The sequence below is a fragment of the Streptomyces sp. NBC_00158 genome (assembly GCF_045160885.1).
GTDB lineage: Bacteria > Actinomycetota > Actinomycetes > Streptomycetales > Streptomycetaceae > Streptomyces.
In genome coordinates, this window is sequence record NZ_CP108161.1 from 5,790,266 (window position 1) to 5,813,582 (window position 23,317).

16 protein-coding genes are annotated in these 23,317 nt (G+C 74.5%); 7 read left to right on the forward strand and 9 right to left on the reverse strand.

Features of this window, described 5'->3' with window-relative positions:
• Positions 1-13: 13 nt before the first annotated feature.
• The 4 genes from OG553_RS26640 to OG553_RS26655 form a co-directional block, all read right to left on the reverse strand.
• Positions 14-910, reverse strand: coding sequence for an aminoglycoside N(3)-acetyltransferase (locus OG553_RS26640; protein ID WP_405981396.1), 897 nt, complete (start codon positions 908-910; stop codon positions 14-16).
• A complete protein-coding gene (gene fxsBH / locus OG553_RS26645) occupies positions 907-3,162 on the reverse strand; it encodes a radical SAM/SPASM protein FxsBH, inactivated beta-hydroxylase extension form (protein WP_405981397.1) in 2,256 nt (751 codons plus the stop codon). Before fxsBH ends, OG553_RS26640 begins: the two co-directional genes overlap by 4 nt.
• Positions 3,163-3,191: 29 nt before the next feature.
• Positions 3,192-3,401 (reverse strand): FxSxx-COOH cyclophane-containing RiPP peptide, encoded by a 210-nt coding sequence (gene fxsA / locus OG553_RS26650; protein WP_405983146.1) that lies wholly within the window; start codon positions 3,399-3,401, stop codon positions 3,192-3,194.
• A gap of 193 nt (positions 3,402-3,594) precedes the next feature.
• Entirely contained in the window at positions 3,595-4,485 is an 891-nt protein-coding gene (locus tag OG553_RS26655; RefSeq protein WP_405981398.1) for an alpha/beta fold hydrolase, read from the reverse strand.
• A 285-nt stretch (positions 4,486-4,770) separates the two neighbouring features.
• On the opposite strand from OG553_RS26655, the gene adhE reads away from it, so the two are divergent.
• The 3 genes from adhE to OG553_RS26670 are packed head-to-tail and all read left to right on the forward strand — an operon-like array spanning position 4,771 to position 10,114.
• Complete coding sequence (gene adhE / locus OG553_RS26660) at positions 4,771-7,365, forward strand: bifunctional acetaldehyde-CoA/alcohol dehydrogenase (RefSeq protein WP_405981399.1); 2,595 nt, start codon at positions 4,771-4,773, stop codon at positions 7,363-7,365.
• A gap of 57 nt (positions 7,366-7,422) precedes the next feature.
• On the forward strand, positions 7,423-8,421 hold the full coding sequence (locus OG553_RS26665) for a cytosine permease (protein ID WP_405981400.1): 999 nt from the start codon (positions 7,423-7,425) through the stop codon (positions 8,419-8,421).
• A 46-nt stretch (positions 8,422-8,467) separates the two neighbouring features.
• Entirely contained in the window at positions 8,468-10,114 is a 1,647-nt protein-coding gene (locus tag OG553_RS26670) for an amidohydrolase (protein WP_405981401.1), read from the forward strand.
• A 45-nt stretch (positions 10,115-10,159) separates the two neighbouring features.
• Here OG553_RS26670 and OG553_RS26675 read toward each other — a convergent pair whose 3' ends face one another.
• The gene (locus tag OG553_RS26675) at positions 10,160-11,245 is read right to left on the reverse strand and encodes a DUF3533 domain-containing protein (RefSeq protein WP_405981402.1); all 1,086 of its coding nucleotides are present in this window, start codon (positions 11,243-11,245) and stop codon (positions 10,160-10,162) included.
• 144 nt (positions 11,246-11,389) lie between these two features.
• Between OG553_RS26675 and OG553_RS26680 the strand changes: the two genes are divergently transcribed.
• The 3 genes from OG553_RS26680 (at position 11,390) to OG553_RS26690 (ending at position 18,448) form a co-directional block, all read left to right on the forward strand.
• The gene (locus OG553_RS26680; RefSeq protein WP_405981403.1) at positions 11,390-15,247 is read left to right on the forward strand and encodes a DNA polymerase III subunit alpha; all 3,858 of its coding nucleotides are present in this window, start codon (positions 11,390-11,392) and stop codon (positions 15,245-15,247) included.
• The gene (locus tag OG553_RS26685; protein ID WP_405981404.1) at positions 15,244-16,578 is read left to right on the forward strand and encodes a hypothetical protein; all 1,335 of its coding nucleotides are present in this window, start codon (positions 15,244-15,246) and stop codon (positions 16,576-16,578) included. Before OG553_RS26680 ends, OG553_RS26685 begins: the two co-directional genes overlap by 4 nt.
• A 1,009-nt stretch (positions 16,579-17,587) precedes the next feature.
• Entirely contained in the window at positions 17,588-18,448 is an 861-nt protein-coding gene (locus OG553_RS26690; RefSeq protein WP_405981405.1) for an esterase/lipase family protein, read from the forward strand.
• Positions 18,449-18,506: 58 nt separating this feature from the next.
• Here the strand turns inward: OG553_RS26690 and OG553_RS26695 are convergent, their stop codons facing one another.
• The 3 genes from OG553_RS26695 to OG553_RS26705 form a co-directional block, all read right to left on the reverse strand.
• Entirely contained in the window at positions 18,507-19,601 is a 1,095-nt protein-coding gene (locus OG553_RS26695) for a lytic polysaccharide monooxygenase (RefSeq protein ID WP_405981406.1), read from the reverse strand.
• A gap of 181 nt (positions 19,602-19,782) precedes the next feature.
• Positions 19,783-20,265, reverse strand: a complete 483-nt coding sequence (locus OG553_RS26700) for a DUF402 domain-containing protein (protein ID WP_405981407.1) — start codon at positions 20,263-20,265, stop codon at positions 19,783-19,785.
• Complete coding sequence (locus OG553_RS26705; protein WP_405981408.1) at positions 20,262-21,206, reverse strand: GNAT family N-acetyltransferase; 945 nt, start codon at positions 21,204-21,206, stop codon at positions 20,262-20,264. Before OG553_RS26705 ends, OG553_RS26700 begins: the two co-directional genes overlap by 4 nt.
• Before the next feature lie 72 nt (positions 21,207-21,278).
• Between OG553_RS26705 and OG553_RS26710 the strand changes: the two genes are divergently transcribed.
• Positions 21,279-21,671, forward strand: a complete 393-nt coding sequence (locus OG553_RS26710; RefSeq protein WP_405981409.1) for a GntR family transcriptional regulator — start codon at positions 21,279-21,281, stop codon at positions 21,669-21,671.
• A gap of 434 nt (positions 21,672-22,105) precedes the next feature.
• Here OG553_RS26710 and OG553_RS26715 read toward each other — a convergent pair whose 3' ends face one another.
• Positions 22,106-23,200 carry a DUF5925 domain-containing protein gene (locus tag OG553_RS26715; RefSeq protein ID WP_405981410.1) on the reverse strand — a complete coding sequence of 365 codons (1,095 nt, stop codon included), beginning with the start codon at positions 23,198-23,200 and terminating at the stop codon, positions 22,106-22,108.
• Positions 23,201-23,317 lie beyond the last annotated feature (117 nt).

Genomic DNA, 23,317 nt, shown 5'->3' on the forward strand with positions numbered 1-23,317 from the left:
ATCGTTCAGTCAATCAGCATCTGTTTTCAGTCATCCAGGCCTGGGCGTGGTCCACGGCGTGCGGAATCGAGAAGAACAGCGCGGAACTCCCCCCCACCCGCCCCCCGCGCACCAGGGAATCCGGGAACGCCCGGCCGATCTCCTCGAAATCCCCGTCGTCCAGCGCGACGTCCTCGTACGTCTTCCACTCGCCCGCGCCGGAGCGCCCTCCCCGCCCCTCGTGCCGCCCCTCGTACCCGCCCGGAAGGTTCACCTTCACCACGCAGTCGTACATGCGCAAGGGGGGCTTCGGAATTCGATACTCCGCGAGATGGAAAGCGGTACAGGCCGAGAAACCCACATTGATCATGAGCACCTGCCCTCCCTCCCAGCACAGTTTTCCCAGCGGGGAATCCTCGCCCAGGTGGCTTTCGGTGCGGTGCCCCGCGCACAGCCGGTGCGCGTCCGCGCCGAGGGCGGCGAAGGAGGTCTGCGGATGGCCGCTGCGCACGGCGCCCGGGGTGGTGCGGACCACCTCGGCGAAGACGCCCACGCCCTGGCTCGGGGTGCGGTCCGGGTCGAAGGGCTCCATCCGCGCCCGGAAGGCCGCCACCCCGGCCTCGTCGAGACCGGCGACGCGGGCCAGGTGGGCGGTGGAGGTGAGGGAGTTCTCCGCGGTGAACGCCGGGACGACCAGCGTGCCCCGGGGGCCGAGGAGCCCGAGCAGGGCGTCGCGCAGCGTCCCGGCGCGCAGGCCGGTGCCGCCGAGGGCGGCGTGCACCAGCAGGCGCTGCCCGGGGCGCACGCCGAGCAGCCGGAGCTGGGCGGCGAGCTGGTAGCGGCCCGGCGGGGCGGCAGCGGGAGCCGGCGGACCGGGCGACGGGGCCGGCGGGTTGGTCGGCGGGGTCGGTCGGGCCGCTGGGGTGGTCACGCGTCGACCGCCTTCAGTTCCCAGCGCAGCTCCTCCACCAGCCGCTTCCCGCTCACCGTCAGCTCCGCGGCCTCCGCCAGCCGGTCCAGCGCCCGGTGGATCCGGTCCGAACCGCCCGGCTCCTGCGTCCCCGTCGCCCGGCGGTACGCCTCCACCGCGACCCGCTCGTGCACGTCGGCCAGCAGCCACGACACCGGCACCGGGCGAGTCCGCCAGGGCGAGGGGTGCTGCCAGGCCCCGTCCAGCGCGTAGAGGTCGGCCACCTCGGTCAGCTCCCGCAGCCGGGCCCGCCGCCGGCCGGTCAGCAGGGCCAGCGCGGTCTCCCTGACCCCGGCGGCGTACGGGATCCCGAGCGCGCCCGGCCCGTGCCGCCCGGCCTCGCCCCAGCCCCCGGCCCGCGGGCCGCCTGCGAGGGGGGTGAGGGTACCCAGCCCGGCGACGGCCGCCCGCGCGAACCCGGGGACGGTGCGCAGCAGCAGTGCCCGCGCCGCGCCGAGCCGGCCCCGCCACTCCTCGGCCTCCCCGGCGCCGAGCCGCAGCCGGGGCGGGCGGGCGAAGCAGTTGCGGTACGGGTCCAGGTCCTCCAGCGCCACCGCCGGCTCCCCGGGACCGGGCGACCAGGTCCGTACGGGCAGCCAGCGCGCGTCCCCCGCCGCCGGGCCGAAGCGGTGCTCGGTGCGCCCCGCCCGGACGACCGCGTACCCCTCGCCGGTGGCGTGCAGCAGGGCGCGGCCCCGGGTGCCGGGCTCCCCGAGCCGCAGCAGCCCCAGCGTCGGCAGGTACACCTCCCCGTCCCGGTAGGCCACCTCGGCCGGCAGCTCCAGCCCGCCGCGCAGCACGGCGGCGGCCGTCAGCGCGGCGAGCCGCCGGGCCGCGGCCGGGCCGTCCGGGCGGCCCTCCCGCACGGCGTCCAGGGCCTCCAGCACCCAGGTACGGGTGAACGGGTGGCCCAGTACGGCGTCCAGCGCGTCCGCGCCCGCCTCCCCGGCCCCCTCCACCCCGGCCAGCAGCTCCCAGGCCCGCGCCCAGGCGGGGTCCCCGGCGAGGTCCCCGTGCAGCCGGGCCAGCAGGATCCGGGTCAGCTCCTCCTGGGACCGGGCCAGTCCGGCCGGGTCGGACAGCTCGGGAGCGGTCTGCCGGGCGGCGGTGCGGCCCTCGACCCCGTCCACCAGCTCGCGCAGGTCGGAGCAGTAGACGGAGGGGTTGTCGAAGCCGTTGTCCTCCCGGTAGCGGTGCGTGTAGAGCCCGCCGCCGCACGAACGTACGACAGGGCAGCGGCGGCACGTGCCGCTGACACCCGCGAGGCCGAGCTGGCGGGCGCGGACCCCGGGGTGCGCGGCGACCTCATCGAAGGCGTGGGAGAAGACGTCGAACCCGGTGGCGGCGGCCCCCTCGAAGGCGCTCTTGAGGGAGTCGACCTGCTCCAGCGTCCCGTCCGTCTCGACCACGACCAGGTCGGTCGGGGCCAGCCCCAGGGACTCCGTCAGGCTGGGTCCGCCGCTCAGCGTGGAGAGCAGGGACTCGAAGAGCCTCACCGGCACCGGCCGTTCCAGCTGCTCCCAGCGGTCGAAGACGCGCAGCAGCCAGCGCGCGTAGGCGTCGGGGGCGCCGTCCTGGCGCTCCGGCGGGGTCTCCCAGGTGGCGTGGGGGAGCAGGAAGTCCACCCGGGGCGGTTCCAGCGCGACCAGCGCGTCCAGCACGGCGACGGGGTCGTTGGCCACGTCCACGGTGCACAACAGGCCCTGGTAGAGGTGGCGGTAGGGCGCGGAGCGCAGCAGTTCCAGGGCGGCGAGGACCAGCGGGTGGCTGGAGCGGCCGTCGGCGAAGCGGCGGTGGCGGTCGTTGGCCGCGCGGTCCCCGTCGAGGGAGACGCCGACCCGGACGCCGTACTCGGCGAAGAGGTCCAGGTAACGGCGGCTGAGCTGGAGCCCGTTGGTGTGGATCCGCAGGTCGAGCGCGGCGGTTCCGGCGAGCGCGCGGGTGAACTCCTCGCACACGAGCCGCAGTCGGTCGGGACCGGCCAGCAGGGGTTCCCCTCCGTGGAGGATCACCGTGACGGAGGGGAGTGCATGGTCACGGGCATGTTCGGCGAGCCGCGACGCGGTCTGGGAAATGACCTTGGGGGAGATCACTTTCGGCCGGGCTCGCCAGCTCTGATCTGCGTGTTCGTAGACATAGCAATGATCACAAGCGAGATCGCATCTGCTGTGAACCTTCAGGACGATCTCGCGGAAAGCGATCGTGCGGGTCATTCCACCAGTCTAGAGCTCATAACTGATCGTCAGAGCGCTGAGTTGAAGATCGGTGCCTGAACGCGACGGCCCGATTCCGACGGAAGTACGCGTTCGAGAACCGCGGCCGCGGAAGCGCTGCGGACGTCGATCTTCGCGAGCGGGACGCGACGGTCCTTGACCGTGCTGGTCGGGGGGGTTGCGGAAGTGTTCACGACACCGTCCTCGGGGAGGCCATGTGAAATGGGCGGGGAAGACACCAGCGCATTGCTGGCTGTCAAGCGTGGACTTTACTAGTCCCCATCCCAATGGCAACCGAGGCATGACGCCTGGTCAAGCGTTCTATAGAAAGCGTGACGCATTTATTGAGGACCCGGGTCCGGCCGTTCGCCGGGGCGTCGGACCCGGTTTCCCGGCCGTCCGCCCCGGACGGCATCCCCGCAGGTCGGGTCCTTACGCGGGCTGTTGCTCGCCCAGGGGTTCGCGCAGCAGCCAGGTGAGTACGTCCGGCAGGGCGCGCAGGGCCGCGAAGTGGGCGGCGGCCGGGTCGATGGCGGTCGTGGCGCCGGGGATGCGGCGGCCCAGCCAGCGCGCGTGGCCCACGGGGGAGAAGACGTCGAGCTCCCCGTGCCAGATCAGCACCGGGCAGCGGATGCCGGCCGGGTCGAAGCCCCAGGGGCTGCTGAAGGCGAGGATGTCGTCGATCCAGCCGTACGCCGAAGTGCGCACGCCCTCGCGGTAGTTGCGCAGCAGCATCGAGCGCAGGCCCGCGTCCGAGACGATCATCCGGTCGCTCGCGGTAAGCTCCCGGCGCAGCTCGTCCAGGAGCCGGCCGGGGTCCCGGGCGATGCCGGCGGCGCGCGGGATCAGCCGGGCCGCGAGCTCCTCCGGGTCGTCCGTGGCGGTGGTGTACTCCCGTACGTTCGAGGCGGCCATCCCGGCGAACCAGTCCAGGTCCTCCGCGTCCCGGGGCGCGAGCGGCACCAGGGCGGCGGTCCGCGTGACCCGTTCCGGCAGCAGGGCGGCGCAGGCCAGGGCGCCGGGGGCGCCGCCCGAGCGGCCGGCCACGGCGAAGGTGTCCAGCCCGAAGGCGTCGGCGACCGCGGCCACGTCCTGGGCCGTGTCGGCGACGGAGCGGCCCGGGTGGCGTTCGGAGCCGCCGTAGCCGGGCCGGTCGTAGGCGATGAGCTGCGTCCGCCGCTGGTAGAGGACCATGCCGCGGGGCGCCGGGCCGAGCCTGCTGCCGGGCATCCCGTGGAGCAGGAAGACGGGCCTGCCGTCGGGGTCGCCCCACCGCTGCGCCGTCAGAACGCGGCCGTCCGCGGTGCGCACCTCTTTGCGCACGCGCTCCCTCCCTCACGTCCGGCGCGGGTAGTCAGGCCGATTGTGCTCCCCGTTGGGGGAGCGCGGTAGGGCGCACTTGGGGGGAAATTCTTGTGAAAGCTTTCACAAGCGCGCGCGGGTCTTTGGTCCTTCGGCATCTTTGCAGGTCAGTGCCGTGATCGGGGCGCCGGGTGCGGGAGTCGAGGGGCCTTCGGCCTACCCGGAAAGGCCCTTTTCGGCAAGGTTGCTTCCGCTTTTGGGTGTGGAATTGAGCCATCAGGATTTCCCATTGAAGGAGTTCCCGCCATGCAGACCGACGAGATGGTGGACGCGCTGGTCGAGGGCGCGCTGGAGGCGCTCCGCCGGTTCGAGTCGCTGGACCAGGAGCAGGTGGACCGCATCGTCAGGAAGGCCTCGCTGGCGGCGCTGGGGCAGCACGGCGAACTCGCCCGGCTCGCCGTCGAGGAGACCGGCCGAGGCCTCTTCGAGGACAAGGCGGTGAAGAACCTCTTCGCCTGCGAGCACGTCGTGAACTCGATGCGAGGGCTGAAGACCGCCGGAGTCGTCCGCCGCGACGAGCTGAACGGGATCACCGAGATGGCCGAACCCGTCGGTGTCGTCTGCGCGATGACCCCGGTCACCAACCCCACCTCGACCACGCTCTTCAAGGCCCTGATCGCCCTGAAGACCCGCAACCCGATCGTCTTCGCCTTCCACCCCTCCGCACAGCACTGCTCCGCCGAGGCCGCCCGGATCGTGCGCGACGCCGCCGTCGCAGCCGGAGCCCCGGAGAACTGCGTCCAGTGGATCGCCGAGCCCTCCATGGAGGCCACCGCCGCCCTGATGAACCACCCCGGCGTCTCCACCATCCTCGCCACCGGCGGCAACGCCATGGTCAAGGCCGCCTACTCCTGCGGGAAGCCGGCCCTGGGCGTGGGCGCGGGCAACGTCCCCGCGTACGTCCACAAGAGCGCCAAGGTGGCCCGCGCGGTCCACGACATCGTGCTCTCCAAGACCTTCGACAACGGCATGATCTGCGCATCCGAGCAGGCCGTGATCCTGGACGCCGAGGTCTACGAAGAGGGCATGGCCGAGTTCGAGCGGCTCGGCGCGCACGTGCTGACCACCGCCGAGAAGGCCAAGCTGGAGGAGTTCGTCTTCGGTGCGACGGCCCGCGCCGCGAACTGCTCCGGCGCGAAGCTGAACGCGGCGGTCGTCGGCAAGTCCGCGGGCTGGATCGCCGAACAGGCCGGCATCGCCGTCCCCGAGGGCACCTCGATCCTGCTCGCCGAGTGCGCCGAGGTCGGCGAGGGCGAGCCGCTGACCCGCGAGAAGCTCTCCCCGATCCTCGCCGCGCTGAAGGCCGCCGACACCGAGCACGGTCTCGAACTAGCCGCCGCGATGGTCGAGTTCCACGGGCTGGGGCACAGCGCCGCCGTCCACGCCGAGGACGAGGGGCTCGTCGAGGAGTTCGGAAGGCGGGTCAAGGCCATGAGGGTCATAGCCAACTCGCCCTCCACCTTCGGCGGCATCGGCGACGTCTACAACGCCTTCCTCCCCTCGCTCACCCTCGGCTGCGGCTCGTACGGGCACAACTCGGTCTCGGGCAACGTCACCGCCGTCAACCTGGTCAACATCAAGCGGATCGGGCGGCGCAACAACAACATGCAGTGGTTCAAGGTCCCGCCGAAGATCTACTTCGAGCGCAACGCCATCCGCTACCTCGGCGAGATGGACGGCATCGGCCGCGTCTCGATCGTCACCGACAGGACCATGGTCGACCTCGGATACGTCCGGAAGGTCACCGACATCCTCCGGGCCCGCCCGGGTGGCGTCACCGTCCAGGTCATCGACGGCGTCGAACCCAAACCGGAGCTGGACACCGTGCGGGCGGGCGCCGCCCTGATGCGCGAGTTCCGGCCCGACACGATCATCGCCCTCGGCGGCGGCTCCCCGATGGACGCCGCGAAGATCATGTGGCTGATGTACGAGCGCCCAGAAGTGGAGTTCGGGGACGCGAAGGAGAAGTTCTTCGACGTCCGCAAGAGGGCCTACACCTTCCCCTCGCTCGGCGAGAAGGCGAAGCTCGTCGCGATCCCGACCACCTCCGGCACCGGCTCCGAGGTCACCCCCTTCGCCGTCATCTCCGACCCGGCCGCGGCCCAGAAGTACCCGCTCGCGGACTACGCGCTGACCCCGCACGTGGCCATCGTCGACCCGGTCCTGCCGATGGGCCTGCCGCCCCACGTGACCGCCGACTCCGGATTCGACGCCCTCACCCACGCCACCGAGGCGTACGTGTCCGCGTACGCCAACGACTACACCGACGGGCTCTGCCTCCAGGCGATCAGGCTGGTCTTCGGGAACCTCGCGCGGTGCGTGGCCGACGGCCCGAACGACCCCGAGGCCCGCGAGAAGATGCACAACGCCTCCACGGTGGCGGGCATGGCCTTCGCCAACGCCTTCCTGGGGCTGGTGCACGCCATGGCCCACACCCTGGGCAACACCTTCCACGTGCCGCACGGCCGCACCAACGCGATCCTGCTGCCGCACGTGATCCGCCACAACGGCACGGTCACCCACAAGGCCACCCCCTGGCCGAAGGCCGAGGTCTACCGGGCGCCGGAGCGCTACCAGGAGATCGCGAGGACCCTCGGCCTGCCGGCCGCAACCCCCGCCGAGGGCGTGGAGTCCTACGCCCGTGCCGTCGAGGAGCTGCGCGCCGAGTGCGGGATACCCGCCTCCTTCGCGGAACAGGGCGTGGACGAGCGGGCCTTCATCGAGGCCCTCCCCGTCCAGACCATGAACGCGTACGCCGACCAGTGCGCCCCCGCGAACCCGCGGATGCCGATGATCGAGGAGATGGAGCAGCTGATGCGCCGCGCCTACTACGGCGCGTAGCCGGCCCCGCCGCCCCTCCGTACGCCGAGCCCCCGGACCCCGTCCGGGGGCTCAGCGGTGTCCGACCAGCAGGGCCGCCGCCGAGCGCGCCCGCTCCAGGGCCCGGGTCCGGTCCGCGTCCCGCTGGCCCAGCACCACCCGGGGGCCATGTGGGGGCACGCCACCGTCCAGTTCGCCGAACGCTGGATGGCCTACGTCCTCGCCGCCGGCTTCGCCGCCCTCCTCGCCTTCCTGCTCCCCGGCGCCGACACCGCCGCCCCCGCCACCACCGTGCCCGGCGCCTCCGGCTGGAGCCTGGCCTTCGTGATCATGCTGGCGGCGCCCTTCTCGTACCTGCCGATGCCCGCCGACTACACCCGCTACCTGCCCCGCACCACCTCGCTGAAGTCGATCACCTGGTACGGGGCCCTCGGCGGCTTCCTGTCCTCCGTCGCCCTCGGCGTCGCGGGCGTCGCCGCCGCCACCCGGACCGACATGACCGACGCCGTCGCCGGCACCGAGAGCCTGCTGCCCGGCTGGTTCCAGCCGCTGTTCCTGGCCCTCGTACTCGGCGGCTCCGTCACCAACTCGATCATCACCCTCTACTCGTCCAGCCTGAACCTCCAGGTCCTCGGCATCCCGTGGACCCGCGCCAAGGCGATCGTCGTCAGCGCCGCCATCACCGGAGCCGGCTCCCTCGCCGCGCTCTTCCTCACCGACTTCACCAGCGCGCTGACCTCCTTCCTCTCGCTCCTGATCATCGTCTTCGCGCCCTGGGGCGGAGTCTTCCTCGCCGACATGCTGCTGCGCCGCTGCCGCTACGACGGCCACGCCCTGCACACCACCGGCCCGGGCGGCGCCTACTGGTACCGCTCCGGCTACCACCCGGCCGGCCTGGCCGCCCTCCTCGCCGGCATCGTCTTCGCCGCCCTGACCTGCGACTCCGAGCTGTGGACCGGGCCCCTGGTGGCACCCCTCGGCGGCGCCGACCTCACCCTGCTCGGCTCGGTCGTCTCCGGCCTGGCGTACGCGGCCCTGTACCGCCGGACCCCCGCCCCCGTCCCGGCCGCCGCCTGACCCCTCCGCCGCCCGCCCCCTCCCACCCCCGACAGGAGCACCACCCGTGAACCACCCCGCCGACCTGCTGCTCACCGGGGCCCGCATCCACACCGTGGACCCGGACCTGCCCGAGGCCGAGGCCCTCGCCGTCCGCGACGGCCGCATCGTGTGGATCGGCCCCGACCGCGGGGCCGCCGCCTGGGCCGGACCGGACACCGAACGGATCGACGCCGCCGGGAAGCTGGTCCTGCCCGGGTTCGTCGACGCCCACAACCACGTCCGGCTCGGCTCCGACGAAGCCTGCGTCCAGCTGGCGGGAGTGCGCACCCTGGAGGGCATCCACGAACGGATCCTCGCCTGGCGGGAGGTCAACCCGGACGCGGAGTGGATCGAGGCCGAGGCCTTCGACTACTCAGCGATCCCCGGCGGCCGGATGCCGTGCGCCGCCGACCTCGACCCGGTCACCGGGGACGTGCCGGCGATCGTGCTCTCGTACGACGTCCACACGGCCTGGCTGAACACGGCCGCCCTGCGCCGCCTCGGCGTCACCCGCGACCGCACCGACCTGCCCTTCGGCACGGCCGCGACCGACCCGGGCACCGGCGAGCCCACCGGCTTCGTCACCGACTTCGCCGTCAAGGGGCTCTCCCGCGCGGGCCACCGGGCGCTGCGCGAGCTCGGCGTGCCGTGGGCCTCGCCGGACCGGCAGTACGGGCGGCTCGCCAAGAGCCTCGACGACGCCATCGGCTTCGGCATCACCACGGTGGTCGAGCCGCAGAACTCCCTCGACGACCTCGAACTCTTCGAACGGGCACGGGCGGAGGGCAGGCTGCGCTCGCGGATCGTCGCGGCCCTGTTCCACCCGCGCGGCACCGGGGACGCCGACCTCGACGAGTTCGCCGACGCGGCCCGCCGCTTCGCCGACGACCGGCTGCGGGTCGGCCCGCTCAAGCTGTACATCGACGACGTGGTGGAACCCCGTACGGCCGCCCTGCTGGAGCCGTACACCGGCTGCGGGCACCACCGCGGCGAGACCTTCTACCCGGCGGAGGAGTTCGCCGGACTGCTGGCGAAGCTGGACTCCAAGGGCTTCCAGTGCTTCGTGCACGCCACCGGCGACCGGGGCATCCGCACCGTCCTCGACGCCGTCGAGCACGCCCGGACGGTGAACGGCCCGCGCGACGCCCGCCACCAGGTGGTCCACGTGGAGTGCCTGGACCCCGAGGACGTGCCCCGCTTCGCGGAGCTGGGCGTGGTCGCCTGCATGCAGCCGAGGCACTGCGCGCCCGAGATCGCCGGCCCCGGCCAGGACTGGGCGGAGAACGTGGGCGAGGACCGCTGGCACAAGGCCTGGCCGATGCGGAGCCTGCACCGGGCGGGCGCGGTGCTCGCCTTCTCCAGCGACTGGAACGTCGCCGAGATGGACCCGATGGTCGGCATCTACACCGCCGTCACCCGCCGCCCCCTGGGCGGGGGCGAACCCTGGCGGCCGGAGGAGACGGTGGACGTGGAGACGGCGGTGTACGGCTACACGATGGGCTCCGCGCACGCCAACTTCCTGGAGCGGGACCGAGGTTCCCTCACCGTGGGCAAGGCGGCCGACTTCGTGGTGCTGTCCCGCGACATCCTGCGCGTCGCCCCGGAGGCCATCCCGGGCACGGTCGCCGAGACGGTCGTGGTCGCGGGCGAGGTCGTCCACCGGGCGGGCTGACCGCCCGGCGCCCCCGGTTCCGGGGTGGTGAATCAGGGTGGTGAATCACGCCCCGGTGAAGCGGGGGGCGGACGGGGCGTCGTCGGGGAGGCCGCTGCCCACGGCGGCCCCGGGGCGGCCCCGGCGCATCACGGCGCAGGCCAGGGTGATCACGGAGCCGGCCACCGCCCACGCGGCCAGCACCAGCATCGGGCCGCCCGCGCCGTTGCCCTTGAAGTACGCGATGGAGCGCGCGGCGTACGTACCGGCGCCCGGCGGCAGGGCCGGGCCGATCGCCCGCCAGAACGGCGGCAGCAGCGGGTACGGGTACGCGCCGCCGGCGCTCGGGTTGCCGAACACCACGACCACCAGGATCGCCAGGCCGATGCCGACCACGCCCGCGACCCCCTGGAGGGCCAGGGTGAGCGCGCCGACGGCGAAGACCACCAGGGTGCCCAGCCCCCACAGGGCCGCGAGCGGGCCGGGCAGCGCGCCCAGCACCGGACCCGCGATGACCGCGCCGAGCAGCCCGGCGGCGATCGAGTACAGGAGCAGCGCGCCGAGCCGGATGACCGCGCGGTGGATGTTGGCGGGCCGGGCGCCGGCGCTGATCGCGAGGATCGCGGCGCACAGGTAGCCGCCCACGCACCAGCCGACGACCAGGTAGAAGGAGCTCAGGCCGCGGCTGTCGCCCTTGTCGGCGGGGGCCACGTCGACGACCCGGACCGTACGCCCCCGCGCCTTCTCGGCCAGGCCGACGATCTGCTCCAGGGCCTGGGAGAGCGAGGCGCCCGAGCCGCTCGCGACCAGCAGCCGGTCGGTGGTGCCGGCCGGGTCGACGACCAGGGCGCCGTCCACCTCCCGGTTCTCGATCCGTGCGAGCGCCGTCGCCTCGTCCTTGACCGCGCGCGGATCGAGCGGCCCGCCGGGCAGGTCGTCGAGCGCCTTCGCCGTCTGCGCGGCGAGTGCTTCGGCGGGGGCGGCCACGGCGATCGGGATCTCGCTGGGCCTGGGGTGGTGGAAGGCCCCGATGTAGGAGGTGATGAACGCCAGCTGGAGGGCCAGCACCCCCACGACCAGCAGGGCTGCCCGGGCGGTCACGGCGTCCTTGATCTCGGCGAGGAACCCGCTGCTCTCGGTGGGGTGGGTCATGGTGCCCACGCTCGGCGCGCTGGGGGTCCGGCGCAGCAGGGGAGCGCCGAATGGATGATCGAACAAGTGTTTCGCACGGGCATTCGAATTGCTCTATGGTGAAGAAGGGGGAGGTCGAAGGTCGAGCGAAGTAGGAGGCCGCGGGTGCCCGGTTTTACGCATCTGCACACCGTTTCGGGGTTCTCCGTGCGGTACGGGGCCTCCCACCCGGAGCGGCTGGCGGAACGAGCCGTCGAGCGGGGCATGGACGCCCTCGCCCTCACCGACCGCGACAGCCTCGCGGGCGCGGTCCGCTTCGCGAAGGCGGCCGCCGGGGCCGGGATCCGGCCGCTGTTCGGGGTGGACCTGGCCGTACCCCCTGCGGGGTCGCTCGGCGGACCGGGCGGCCCCGGCCCCGGCGGCTCCGGCCCGGCCGGGGAACTCTCGTACCGCCGGCGCACCCCCGTCAGGGGCGGTGCCTTCGTGGACGAGTCGGCCCCGCGCGCTCTCTTCCTGGCCCGGGACGGCGCCGCCGGCTGGGCGGAACTGTGCCGACTGGTCACCGCCGCCCATGCCCGTGCCCTGGCCGGGCCGGGGCAGGAGGCCGGGGCCGGCGGCCCCGGCTTCGGCTCCGCGCCGGTCGGAGACCCGGGTTCCGGCACGGCCGGCCGGGCCGCACGGGCCGGGGGCGGCGCTTCCGGTGCGGGGCGCGCCGGGGCCGCGCGGGCCGCGGGCTCCGGCTCCGGCGCGGGCGGCCCGTCGGCCGGGTGGGCCGACGGGGCCCTCCTCGGAGCCGCCGGGTCCGGCGGGACCGGTGGAGGCTTCGGAGGCGACGGGCTCGTGGTGCCGGACGGCTTCGGCGACGGGCTCGTGGTGCCGGGGGGCTCCGCCGCCGGACGGCTCCTGGTGCCGGGCGCCGGCGCGGCCGGAGGCCTCGGGCTGTCGTGGGGGGCGTTGCGCGGGGGAGGGGTGTTCGTACTGCTCGGGCCCGGGTCCGAGGTGGGGCGGGCGCTCGCCGCCGGGCGGCCGGACCGGGCCGCGCGGCTGCTCGCGCCCTGGCGGGAGGTGTACGGCGACGCCCTGCGGCTGGAGGCCGTCCACCACGGCCGCACCGGCACCGGCCCCGGCTCGCTGCGCCTGGCCGCCCGTACCGTCGGCTTCGCCGCCGAGCAGGGCGTCACGGCCGTGCTGACCAACGCCGTCCGCTACGCCGACCCCGGCCAGGGCCCCGTGGCCGACGTCCTCGACGCCGCCCGCCGGCTCGTCCCCCTCGGCCCCCGCACCACCCGCGACGGCGGCGAGCGGTGGCTCAAGGACCCCGCCGCCATGGCCGAGGCCGCCGAGCGGATCGCCGAGGCGGCCGGACTGCGCGCCGCCGACGCCCGCCGGCTGCTCGCGCGGACCCGGGAGACCGCCGAGGCCTGCTCCGTGGACCCCGAGGACGACCTCGGCATCGGCTCCGTGCACTTCCCCGAGGCCCGCCTCGTCGGCGCCGACCGCCGCACCGCCCAGCGCGTGCTCGCCTCCCGCGCCTCGGCCGGCATGGTGCTGCGCGGCTACGCCGGGCGGCGCGCGTACTGGGACCGGATGGAGGAGGAGCTCGACGTCATCGCCCACCACGGATACGCCTCCTACTTCCTGACGGTCGCCCAGGTCGTCGACGACGTGCGCGAGATGGGCATCCGGGTGGCCGCGCGCGGCTCCGGCGCGGGCTCCCTCGTCAACCACCTCCTCGGCATCGCGCACGCCGACCCCGTCGAGCACGGCCTGCTGATGGAGCGCTTCCTGTCCAAGCGCCGCCGCGTGCTGCCCGACATCGACATCGACGTGGAGTCCGCCCGCCGGCTGGAGGTCTACCGCCGGATCATCGGCCGCTTCGGCACCGAGCGCGTCGCCACCGTCGCCATGCCCGAGACCTACCGGGTCCGCCACGCCATCCGCGACGTCGGCGCCGCCCTGTCCATGGACCCGGCCGCCGTCGACCGGCTCGCCAAGGCCTTCCCGCACATCCGGGCCCGCGACGCCCGCGCGGCCCTGGCCGAACTGCCCGAACTCCGCGAGGTGCGCGAGGAGGAGGGAGGGCGGGGGGAGGGGCACGGACGGCTGTGGGACCTCGTCGAGGCGCTCGACGCGCTGCCGCGCGGGACCGCCATGCACCCGTGCGGGGTACTGCTCTCCGACGCCTCCCTGCTCGCCCGCACCCCGGTGGTCCCCACCAGCGGCGAGGGCTTCCCCATGTCCCAGTTCGACAAGGAGGACGTGGAGGACCTCGGGCTGCTCAAACTCGACGTGCTGGGCGTGCGCATGCAGTCCGCGATGGCGCACGCGGTCACCGAGCTGAAGCGGGCGACGGGCCTCGACCTCGACCTCGACGACCCCGCGCAGGTACCCCCGGGCGACGGGCCGACGTACGAACTGATCCGCTCCGCCCAGACGCTGGGCTGCTTCCAGATCGAGTCCCCCGGACAGCGCGACCTGGTGGGCCGGCTCCAGCCCGACTCCTTCCACGACCTGGTCGTCGACATCTCCCTCTTCCGGCCCGGCCCGGTCGCCGCCGACATGGTGCGCCCCTTCATCGAGGCCCGGCACGGACGGGCCCCGGTCCGCTTCCCGCACCCGGACCTGGCCGACGCGCTGCGCGAGACGTACGGGGTGGTGGTCTTCCACGAGCAGATCATCGAGATCGTGCACGTCATGACCGGCTGCGGCCGCGACGAGGCCGACCGGGTGCGCCGCGGGCTCTCCGACCCGGACTCCCAGGGCCGGATCAAGGCCTGGTTCGCGGCGACGGCCGCCGGGCGCGGCTACCCGCCCGAGGTGGTCGCCCGGACCTGGGAGATCGTCGAGGCCTTCGGCAGCTACGGCTTCTGCAAGGCGCACGCCGTGGCCTTCGCCGTGCCCACCTACCAGTCGGCGTGGCTCAAGGCCCACCACCCGGCGGCCTTCTACGCCGGGCTGCTCACCCACGACCCCGGCATGTACCCGAAGCGGCTGCTGCTGGCGGACGCCCGGCGGCGGGGCGTGCCGGTGCTGCCGCTGGACGTGAACCGCTCGGCGGCCGCCCATCACATCGAACTGGTGTCCGACGGCCAGGACGGGCGGGGCCCGGAGCGGTGGGGGCTGCGGCTCGCCCTGTCCGACGTCCACGGCATCAGCGGGGCCGAGGCCCGCAGGATCGAGGCCGGACAGCCGTACGCCTCCCTGCGCGACTTCTGGGACCGCGCCCACCCCGGCCACCCGGTCGCCGAACGGCTGGCCCAGGTCGGCGCGTTGGACGCGTTCGGCGCCAACCGCCGTGACCTGCTGCTGCACCTGACGGAACTGCACGGCGCACAGCGCGCCGCCGGCACCCGCGGCTCCGCCCAACTGCCCCTCGGCGGCGGCCGGTCCACCGCCCCCGTCGGACTGCCCGACCTGACCGACACCGAACGGCTCAGCGCCGAACTCGGCGTCCTCGGCATGGACGCCTCCCGCCACCTGATGGACGACCACCACGCCTTCCTCGCCGAGCTGGGCGTGACCCCGGCCGCCCGCCTGCGGGACACCGGGCACGGCCGGACCGTCCTCGTCGCGGGCGCCAAGGCGGCCACCCAGACCCCGCCGATCCGCTCCGGCCGCCGCGTCATCTTCACCACCCTCGACGACGGCACCGGCCTGGTCGACCTGGCCTTCTTCGACGACAGCCAGGAGGCCTGCGCGCACACCGTCTTCCACTCCTTCCTGCTGCTCGTACGGGGAGTCGTGCAGCGGCGCGGCCCGCAGAGCCTGAGCGTGGTCGGGGCCGCCGCCTGGAACCTCGCCGAGCTGGCCGAACTGCGCGGGCACAGCGGCCTGGAGGCGGTCACGGCCCGCCTCGCCGAACCCCTCCCCGGGGACGGCGACGGGAGCGGCACCGGCACAGGCCGCCGCATCCACCTCCCCACCGGCTACGAGATGAACCCCTGGGCCGACCTCCAGCCGCCCGGGGAACGCGCCGCCACCGGCCGCAAGCTGTGGCACTCCAGCCCGGGGAGCGCGGGATGACCTCCGCCGGGACCAACGGCGCAACGGCCGCCGCAACGGCCGCCGGAGTGCTGCACGTCCGCTGCGCCCCCACCCTGTCCGGGGAGGGCTACCGCGAGGTGCTGGAGCTGCTGCGCGAGTTCTCCCCGCTGGTCCAGGCCCTGCCGCCGCGCGCCGCACTGGTCCAGGTCCGCGGCGCCCAGCGGTACTTCGGCGCGGACCCGGCCCGCATCGCCGAAGTGGTCCGGCTGCGCGCGGTGGCCCGGCTGGGCACCGACGTCCGGATCGGGGTCGCCGCCACCTGGGCGGTGGCGGCCATGGCCTCCGCCCGGATCCCAGGGCCCGGCGGGGTCCTGGCCGTGCCCGAGGCGGCGGCGGCCGCCTTCCTGGAGCACCTCCCGGTGGAGGAGCTGTACGGGCTCGGCCCCCGGCAGGCCGAGGCGCTGCGCCGGTACGGGCTGCACACCGTCGGGGCGCTCACCCACGTCCCGCCCGGGGTCGTCGAGCGGATCCTCGGCAAACGGGCCGGCCGGCTCGCGGCCGAGCGGGCCCGCGGGATCGACCCGCGCCCGGTCACCCCGCGCGACCTGCCCTCCTCGGCCGCCGCCCGCACCGGGTTCACCCGCCAGGAACTGGACGGCCCGCACGCCCGGGCCGAGCTGCTCGGCCTCGTGGTCCGGCTCGGCGCCACCCTGCGCGGACGCCGCCAGGCCGCCCGGTCCCTGTCCCTCACCCTCCAGTTCGCGGGCGGCACCCGGTGGGAGCGGTCCCGGCGGCTGGCGGAGCCCTCCGCCCACGACGAGGACCTGCGCGCCCTCGCGTACCGCCTGATGGACGCGGCCGGCCTGCAGCGGGCCCGGCTGACCGGGATGGTGCTGCGCGCCGAGGACCTCACGGGCGCGGAGGGCGTGACCCGCCAGCTCACCCTGGACCCGGTCCGCGAGTCCCGCCTGACGGTCGAGGCAGCCATCGACCGCGCCAACGCCCGGTTCGGCCCCGGCACGGTCCGCCCGGCGTCGGTCGCGGGCCCGGTACGCCGGCGCTCAGATCCCGTCGAGCATCAGCCGGGCCGTCTCCGCGCGCAGCGGGGTGGTCTGGGCCTGGATCAGGTGGAACTGGGCCTCGCGGGAGAGCCGGCCGGCGGTGTGCCCGTACTGGACGGCCCGGCCGCCCGCCACCGCCACGCAGGTCGCCGCCGCCCGCACGGCCAGGTCCAGGGCGGCGGCCCGGAGGGTGAGGCGGTCCCCGGTGCGCTCCCCGCGCGGGACCTCGTCGCGCAGGGCGTAGGCCTCGGCGCGCAGCCGGGCGGTGCGCTCGGCGAGGCGCAGGCCGAGGTCCTCGTACGGGGGTGACTGGAGGAGGAAGGCCGCGGTGGCGCGCAGCTGGCCGAAGACGGCGGGCTGCGCGTCGGCGTTCTCCAGGTCGTAGGCGCGGATCCAGTCGGCCCTCGGCAGCAGCCCGACCACCCGCTCGTCGGGCACGCGGACGTCGCGCAGCTCGACGGTCGCGGTGTGCGTGCCGCCCATCGCCCACAGCGGGGCCCCCGCGACGGAGCCGAGGCCGCTGTCGGTGCGGTCGACCAGGGCGAGGACCGCCTCGTCGGACGGGCCGACGGCGCCGGCGAACACGGTGTCGGCCAGGTCCCAGCCCGTCACCCACGGCATCCGCCCGTCGAGCCGCCATCCGCCCGGGACCCGCCGGGCGGTGACGGGCGGGCGCGGATGGCGCAGGAAGGCGAAGCCGGCGGTGGCGCGCGTCTTCCCGGAAGCGAGGTCCGGCAGCCGGCTCGCGCGCAGGGCCTCACCCGCCGGGCCGGCCGCCTGGTGCAGGGCCTTGGCCAGCGGGACGTGCTGGGTCCACACGAACCAGGTCGACGGGTCCACCGCCGCCAGCAGCTCGTGCACCTCCCGGAAGACCTGGCGGGCCGTCAGCCCGTCGGCCGGATCCGGTTCGTATCCGACCAGCCCGTACGCGCCCGCGGAGGCGAGCGCGTCCAGGTGCGTACGCGGCACCCCGTGGACGGCGGTCCGCTCCGCCTCCGGCGCCAGTACGCGTACGGCGGTCTCCGTGACGGCGGCGACCAGCGGGTCGGCCGCCAGCCGGGGCGGGGCGGCCAGGGCGGTGCCGGCTCCGGGGGCCCTCTGCATGGCGGGCGTTCACCTCAAGTCCGTGTCCGGGGGCGTCCATTGTTCCCGAGCGGTACTGGAGGAAGGCTCGACACACCAGTTTTTACCGACGCGTAACTTCCAAGTTTTCCTACTGGACCGTAATTTAGCCACAGCAGCTCCCCTTGTGATCCGGATCACGGGACGAACCCCCACGCCCCCACGCATTCCCCTTGACCCGCAAGGAGATCACACGATGCTGCCCTGGAGACGCCTGCTCCGCCCGCTGGCCGTCCTCGCCCTCACCGCAGCCGCCCTCGTCGCCCCCACCGGCGCCGCCCAGGCCGCGTCAGCCCCCAGCAGCGGCTGGAACAACTGGTCCTGCAAGCCGTCCGCCGCGCATCCCCGCCCCGTCGTCCTGGTCCACGGCACCTTCGGGAACTCCGTCGACAACTGGCTCGGATTCGCCCCCTACCTGGTCCACCGCGGCTACTGCGTCTACTCCCTCGACTACGGCCAGCTGCCCGGCGTGCCCTTCTTCAACGGGCTCGGCCCCATCGACAAGTCCGCCGGCCAGCTCGACGCCTTCGTCGACAAGGTCCTCGCCTCCACCGGCGCGGGCGAGGCCGACCTCGTCGGCCACTCCCAGGGCGGCATGATGCCCCGCTACTACCTCAAGTTCCTCGGCGGAGCCGCCAAGGTCAACGCCCTCGTCGGCCTCGCCCCCGACAACCACGGCACCACCCTGTCCGGACTCACCCAGCTGCTCCCCTACTTCCCCGGAGCCGAGGACCTGATCAGCACCGCCACCCCCGGACTCGCCGACCAGATCGCCGGCTCCGCCTTCCAGCAGAAGCTGAACGCGGGCGGCGACACCGTCCCGGGGGTGAAGTACACGGTCATCGCCACCAAGTACGACGAGGTGGTCACCCCCTACCGGAGCGCCTTCCTGGACGGGCCGGACGTACGCAACGTCGTACTCCAGGACCTGTGCCCGCTGGACCTCTCGGAGCACGTGGCCATCGGCCTGACCGACCGGATCGCCTGGCACGAGGCCCTCAACGCCCTCGACCCGGCCAACGCCGAACGGACCACCTGCGCCTCGGTCTTCGACTGAGACCGGGGCGCGGGCGGTCCGCCCGGCATCCGTCGGGCACCCGTCCGGTGCCCGCCCGCTAGCGGCCGTGCCGGCCTGCCGACGCCGTAGCGCGGCGGCGGGCCATGGCGAACAGCACGGCCGCACCGGCGGCGAGCGCCCCGGCCCCGGCGACCGCGATCAGCGGGGTCGCGGAGCTGCCGCCGGTCGCGGCGAGGTCCCCGCCCGTGCCCGTACCCGAGCCCGTGCCGGCGCCGGCCGGCGAGGGCGCGGCGGAGGACCCGTCGGAGGCCGGGGCCGCGGCGATCGGGGAGGCGCCGGCCCGGCCGTTCGTCTTCGGGTCGTTGTCGCCGTGGCCGTTGTGCTCGATCGTGGACTTGCCCGCGCCGTCGGAGATCTGCTGGTCCGTCGGCGCCTTCGGCGGCTCGACGGGCTTGGCGGAGGCGCCGGCGGACGGCTTCGCGCTCGGGGCGGTCCCCGTACCGGTCCCTGTGCCGGTCCCCGTACCGGGCGCCGTGCCACTGCCGCCGCCGTCCTTCCCGAAGACCACGTCCGAGCAGGTGTAGAAGGCCTCCGGGCTGTCCGAGCGCTGCCAGACGCTGTAGATAAGGTGTCGGCCGGTCTTCTTCGGCACCGTGCCGCCGAAGACGTAGTCCCCGTTCTGCATGCCCGGGTCGGTGGCCTTCGCGAACGGCGCCGGCTCCAGGTCGGACCACTTCAGAGGCTTCGACGGGTCGTAGCCGTCCTTCGTCACGTACAGCTCGAAGGAGCCCTTGTGCGGGGCGGTCCCCTTGTAGCGGAAGGTGTGCGCGCCGGCCGTCATCGGGGAGGCCGGCCAGTCGGCGCGGGCCAGGTCCAGCCCCTTGTACTTGGCGTTGCCCGCCGAGCACAGCTGCCCGTCCGGGATCAGCGACTTGTGCTGCCCGGCCGCGTTGGCGATGTTCACCCCGTTCCAGTCGTAGAACGCCTGCGGCCCGGCCGCCGCGACGGCAGCCTTGCACGCCGCCGACTTCGGGGCCTCCGGACCCTCCGCGTAGCAGGCCGCGACCCGGCTGACCGGGTCCGTCATCGAACCGTGGGCGGCCGCGGGCCCGGCGGCGTACGCGGCCACCGCGAGCGGGGCGAGACCGGCGGCGGCGATACGGGCGGCGGTACGGGCACGGCGTGCGGACATGGGTGGATCTCCTTCGGGCGCAAGGCGGGGAAGCGCCAGCGGAACCGGCCGGCGGCCCTCCCTGGCACCGCCAAGCTAGCCCGCCCACAAGCCCGTTCGGCCAGGATGGGAGCCCGGGACGGGATCCTTAGGGTCCGCTTAAGGAAGGCCTAAGCGGGCCCACAGGAACCCCGCCCGGCGGCTATCCCAGGAGCCCGGCCAGGCCCTCCGGCGTGCGCGCCCGCTCCTCCAGGGAGTCCAGCGCCCGCACGGCCCGGGACGCCGCCTCCGGGTCGCTCTCCGCCAGCCCGCTCGCCTCGAACTCGTCCTCGTCCAGCCGCAGGACGGACCTCCCGTCCGCCGACACCCACAGGTCGAGGTCCAGGTCGTCGACCACGATCTCGCCGCCGCGGACCACGGCGGGGCGCGTCACGTCGCAGTACCAGCCCTTGAGGACGCCCTCCCCGGTCCACACCTCCTTGACCGCGTACCACCGCGTCCGCCAGAAGTGCTCCACGAACACGTCGCCCGGCTCGAAGCGGACGAACCCGAAGTCCTTCACCCCCTCGGCCGCCCAGGGGGCGCGCACCGAGATCCGGTCCCCGTCGTCGGCGACCTGCGCCGCCGGGTAACTGATCTTGGTGCGGCCGGCCTTGGTGAGGGTCACGGTCCACGACACGGTCATCCGGTCTCTCCCAGCTTCTTCGTGAAGCGCGTCTCGGTCGCGCAGATCTCGTACCCGAACCACGAGTTGATCGCGAGCATCGGGCCGTTCCCGGCGTCGTTGCCGGTGAAGGCCTCCGTGTACCCGGCCGCGCGGGCCCGGTGCAGCGAATCGGTCTTGGCGAGCTTGGCCAGCCCGCGGCCGCGGAAGGCGCGCCGGGTGCCGGTCATCGCCGAGCCGTAGCGGGTCGCGCCGTCCGTCCGCGCCGCGGTGAAGGCCGCCACCACCCCGTCGACGAGGGCGACCGTCGTCAGCTCGTGGTCCAGGGTCGGCTGGTGCCAGACGGTGTCCAGCCAGTCCTGGTAGTCGTCCAGCTCGATCGGCACGTCGCCCGGCTCGTCGGCCGTCACCTCGGCGTCGGCCTCGTACAGCGGCCGCGGGTCGGCGGCGAAGTCCGACCCCGGCCGCAGCTCCACCCCGGCGGGCAGCTCCCCGGGCAGCGGCGGCAGGCCGCCCGCCGCCAGGTCCAGCCGCAGGAAGTGCGCGGAGCGGCTGGGGAGGTAGCCGCGCCGCTCGGCGAAGCCCCGGTGCGCGGGCTCGTCCAGCACCCACGCGTACGCGTCCACCGCACCCCGGGCCACGAGGTGCTCCTCGGCGGCGCGCAGCAGCGCGGCCCCGGCGCCGAGGCCCTGGTGCGCGGGGTCGACGTGGACGTTCACGGAGGACAGCCCCGGCTGCGGACTGTCGTACGCGAGCCCGGCCTGCGCGGTGCCGACGGGGCGCCCGTCGGGGGTCTCGGCGAGGAGCAGCCGGTAGTGCCGCCCGGGGTGGGCGGAGGCGAGTTCGTGGGCGACGCCCGGGACGGTGCTGATCATGAACGGCAGCGCCGCACGGCGGATCCGTACGACGGCCTCGGCGGCCTGGAGGTCTTCGGGGCGGACATCGCGGACGTGGATGGTCATGGGGCGGACGTTACGGGCGAAGATCCCTGCGGCGCCTGCGAATTACGCTCCGGATGGGGGAGAATCGGCCGGGTGACCTCGACCAACCTCAGGATCAGGATCGACGGCTCGGCCGGCTCGGCCGCCCCGTACGAACAGCTGCGCGCGCAGATCGCGGACCGGGCCCGGTCGGGCGCGCTGCCGGCGGGCTACAAGCTGCCGACCGTGCGGGGGCTGGCGGAGGACCTGGGGCTGGCGGCGAACACCGTCGCGAAGGCGTACCGGGCGCTGGAGGCCGACGGGCTGATCGAGACGCGCGGCCGGAACGGCACGTTCGTCGCGGCGGCGGAAGGCTCCTCGCGCGAGGCGGCCGCCGCCGCGCAGGCCTTCGCGGACCGCGCCCACCGGCTGGGCCTCACGGAAGCGGAAGCCGTGGCGGCTGCCGCCGAAGCCGTCCGCGCCCGCTATGCCGCTCCTTCCTCTTGACGCGCCGCTCGCACGGTGCGGCCGCGGGCGGCCGCGCCTTCTGAACGCGCCGCTCGCGCCGCTCGGCCCTGGCGGGCCTCCCGGGCTTCGCGCCGCTGCGACAGCCTCCGGCCGTCCGCTCCCTGACGCGGTCCTCGCGCCGCTCAGCGCCGGGGCGCTTCGCGGGCTTCGGGCCCGCTGCGCCGGACTCCGTCCGTCGGCCCGCTGGGCGGGGCCGGTTTGCGTGGCTGGTGCCGGTGGGCGTGTGCGGGTGGGTTGGCCGCAGCGCGGGGCCGGTCCCCTACCCTCCCCCCGGACGGAGTCTGGGGGAGGGTAGGGGACCTCGCCCGCGCAGCGGACAACCACCCGCAGGCGACCCACCGGCAGCGGCCACGCGAACCGCCCCCGTCCCGGATCCGGCAGCCGGGGAGACCGGCCACGGCCGAGCCGCGCGCTCAGAGATACAGGCCCGCCTCCGAGGACGGCTGCGCCGGCAGCACCGCCGCCGGCCCCGTCCCGCGCCGGAGGGCGAAGAGTTCGGCCAGGGTGGCGCCCTCGCGGGAGACGCCCTCGTCGGTGCCGAGCCAGTCCACCGCCTCCCGGTGGGTCAGCCGGCCGACCTCGATGCGGGCCAGGCACCGCCCCGGGCGGACCACCGCGGGGTGGAGGCGTTCGAGGTCCTCGTTGGTCGTGACGCCGACCAGGACGTTGCGGCCCTGCCCGAGCAGACCGTCCGTCAGGTTCAGCAGCCGGGACAGCGCCTGACCCGCCGTGTGCCGGGCCTCGCCGCGGATCAGCTCGTCGCAGTCCTCCAGCAGCAGCAGCCGCCACCGGCCCTTCGCGGTGCCCTCGTCCTCGCCGATGGCGATGTCCATCAGATAGCCCACGTCGTTGAACAGCCGCTCCGGGTCCAGGACGCAGTCCACCTGGCACCAGTCCCGCCAGGACCGCGCCAGCGTGCGCAGCGCCGAGGTCTTGCCGGTGCCCGGCGGGCCGTGCAGCAGGAGCAGCCGGCCGGCGATGTCGTCCGGGGTGACCTTCATCAGCCGGTCCATCGCCAGCGCCACCGGCGCCGTGTAGTTCGGCCGGACGTCCTCCCACGTGCCGGCGGAGATCTGCCGGGTCGTGCGGTACGGGCCGCGGCGCGGGGAGACGTACCAGAAGCCCATGGTGACGTTCTCCGGCTGCGGTTCGGGCTCGTCCTGCGCCCCCTCCGTGGCCTCGCCGAGCACCTTCTCCGCGAGTTCGTCGCTGACCGCCGTCACGGTCACGTCCGCACCCCGGCTCCAGCGGGAGACCAGTACCGTCCAGCCCTCGCCCTCGGCGAGCGTGGCGCTCCGGTCGGTGTCGCGGGCCGCGCGGAGCACGGTGGCGCGCGGGGGCAGCAGGGTGGCTTCCGCCTTCACCCGCTCGATCGTGACGCTCTGCGCGTACGGCTGCTCGCCGGTCGCGAACCGGCCGAGGAACAGCGCGTCGACGACGTCCGACGGTGAATCGCTGTCGTCGACATGGAGCCGGATCGGCAGCGCGTCATGCGGGTCTGCTGGCATGGCGCCCATGATCCGGCACGAACTGCCCCCGTGCACCTGTGTTTCGCCGGATCGGGTGGACGTGTTCCCTCTTCAAACCCGCCGCGGGTGAAGATTCCCGCCCCATACCTCCTTGGC

Coding starts and splice junctions, on each gene's coding strand:
- fxsBH (WP_405981397.1), bottom strand. CDS start 3,162: ATGACCCGCACGATCGCTTTCCGCGAGATCGTCCTGAAGGTTCACAGC.
- adhE (WP_405981399.1), top strand. CDS start 4,771: ATGCAGACCGACGAGATGGTGGACGCGCTGGTCGAGGGCGCGCTGGAG.
- OG553_RS26675 (WP_405981402.1), bottom strand. CDS start 11,245: ATGACCCACCCCACCGAGAGCAGCGGGTTCCTCGCCGAGATCAAGGAC.
- OG553_RS26685 (WP_405981404.1), top strand. CDS start 15,244: ATGACCTCCGCCGGGACCAACGGCGCAACGGCCGCCGCAACGGCCGCC.
- OG553_RS26690 (WP_405981405.1), top strand. CDS start 17,588: ATGCTGCCCTGGAGACGCCTGCTCCGCCCGCTGGCCGTCCTCGCCCTC.
- OG553_RS26695 (WP_405981406.1), bottom strand. CDS start 19,601: ATGTCCGCACGCCGTGCCCGTACCGCCGCCCGTATCGCCGCCGCCGGT.
- OG553_RS26700 (WP_405981407.1), bottom strand. CDS start 20,265: ATGACCGTGTCGTGGACCGTGACCCTCACCAAGGCCGGCCGCACCAAG.
- OG553_RS26705 (WP_405981408.1), bottom strand. CDS start 21,206: ATGACCATCCACGTCCGCGATGTCCGCCCCGAAGACCTCCAGGCCGCC.
- OG553_RS26715 (WP_405981410.1), bottom strand. CDS start 23,200: ATGCCAGCAGACCCGCATGACGCGCTGCCGATCCGGCTCCATGTCGAC.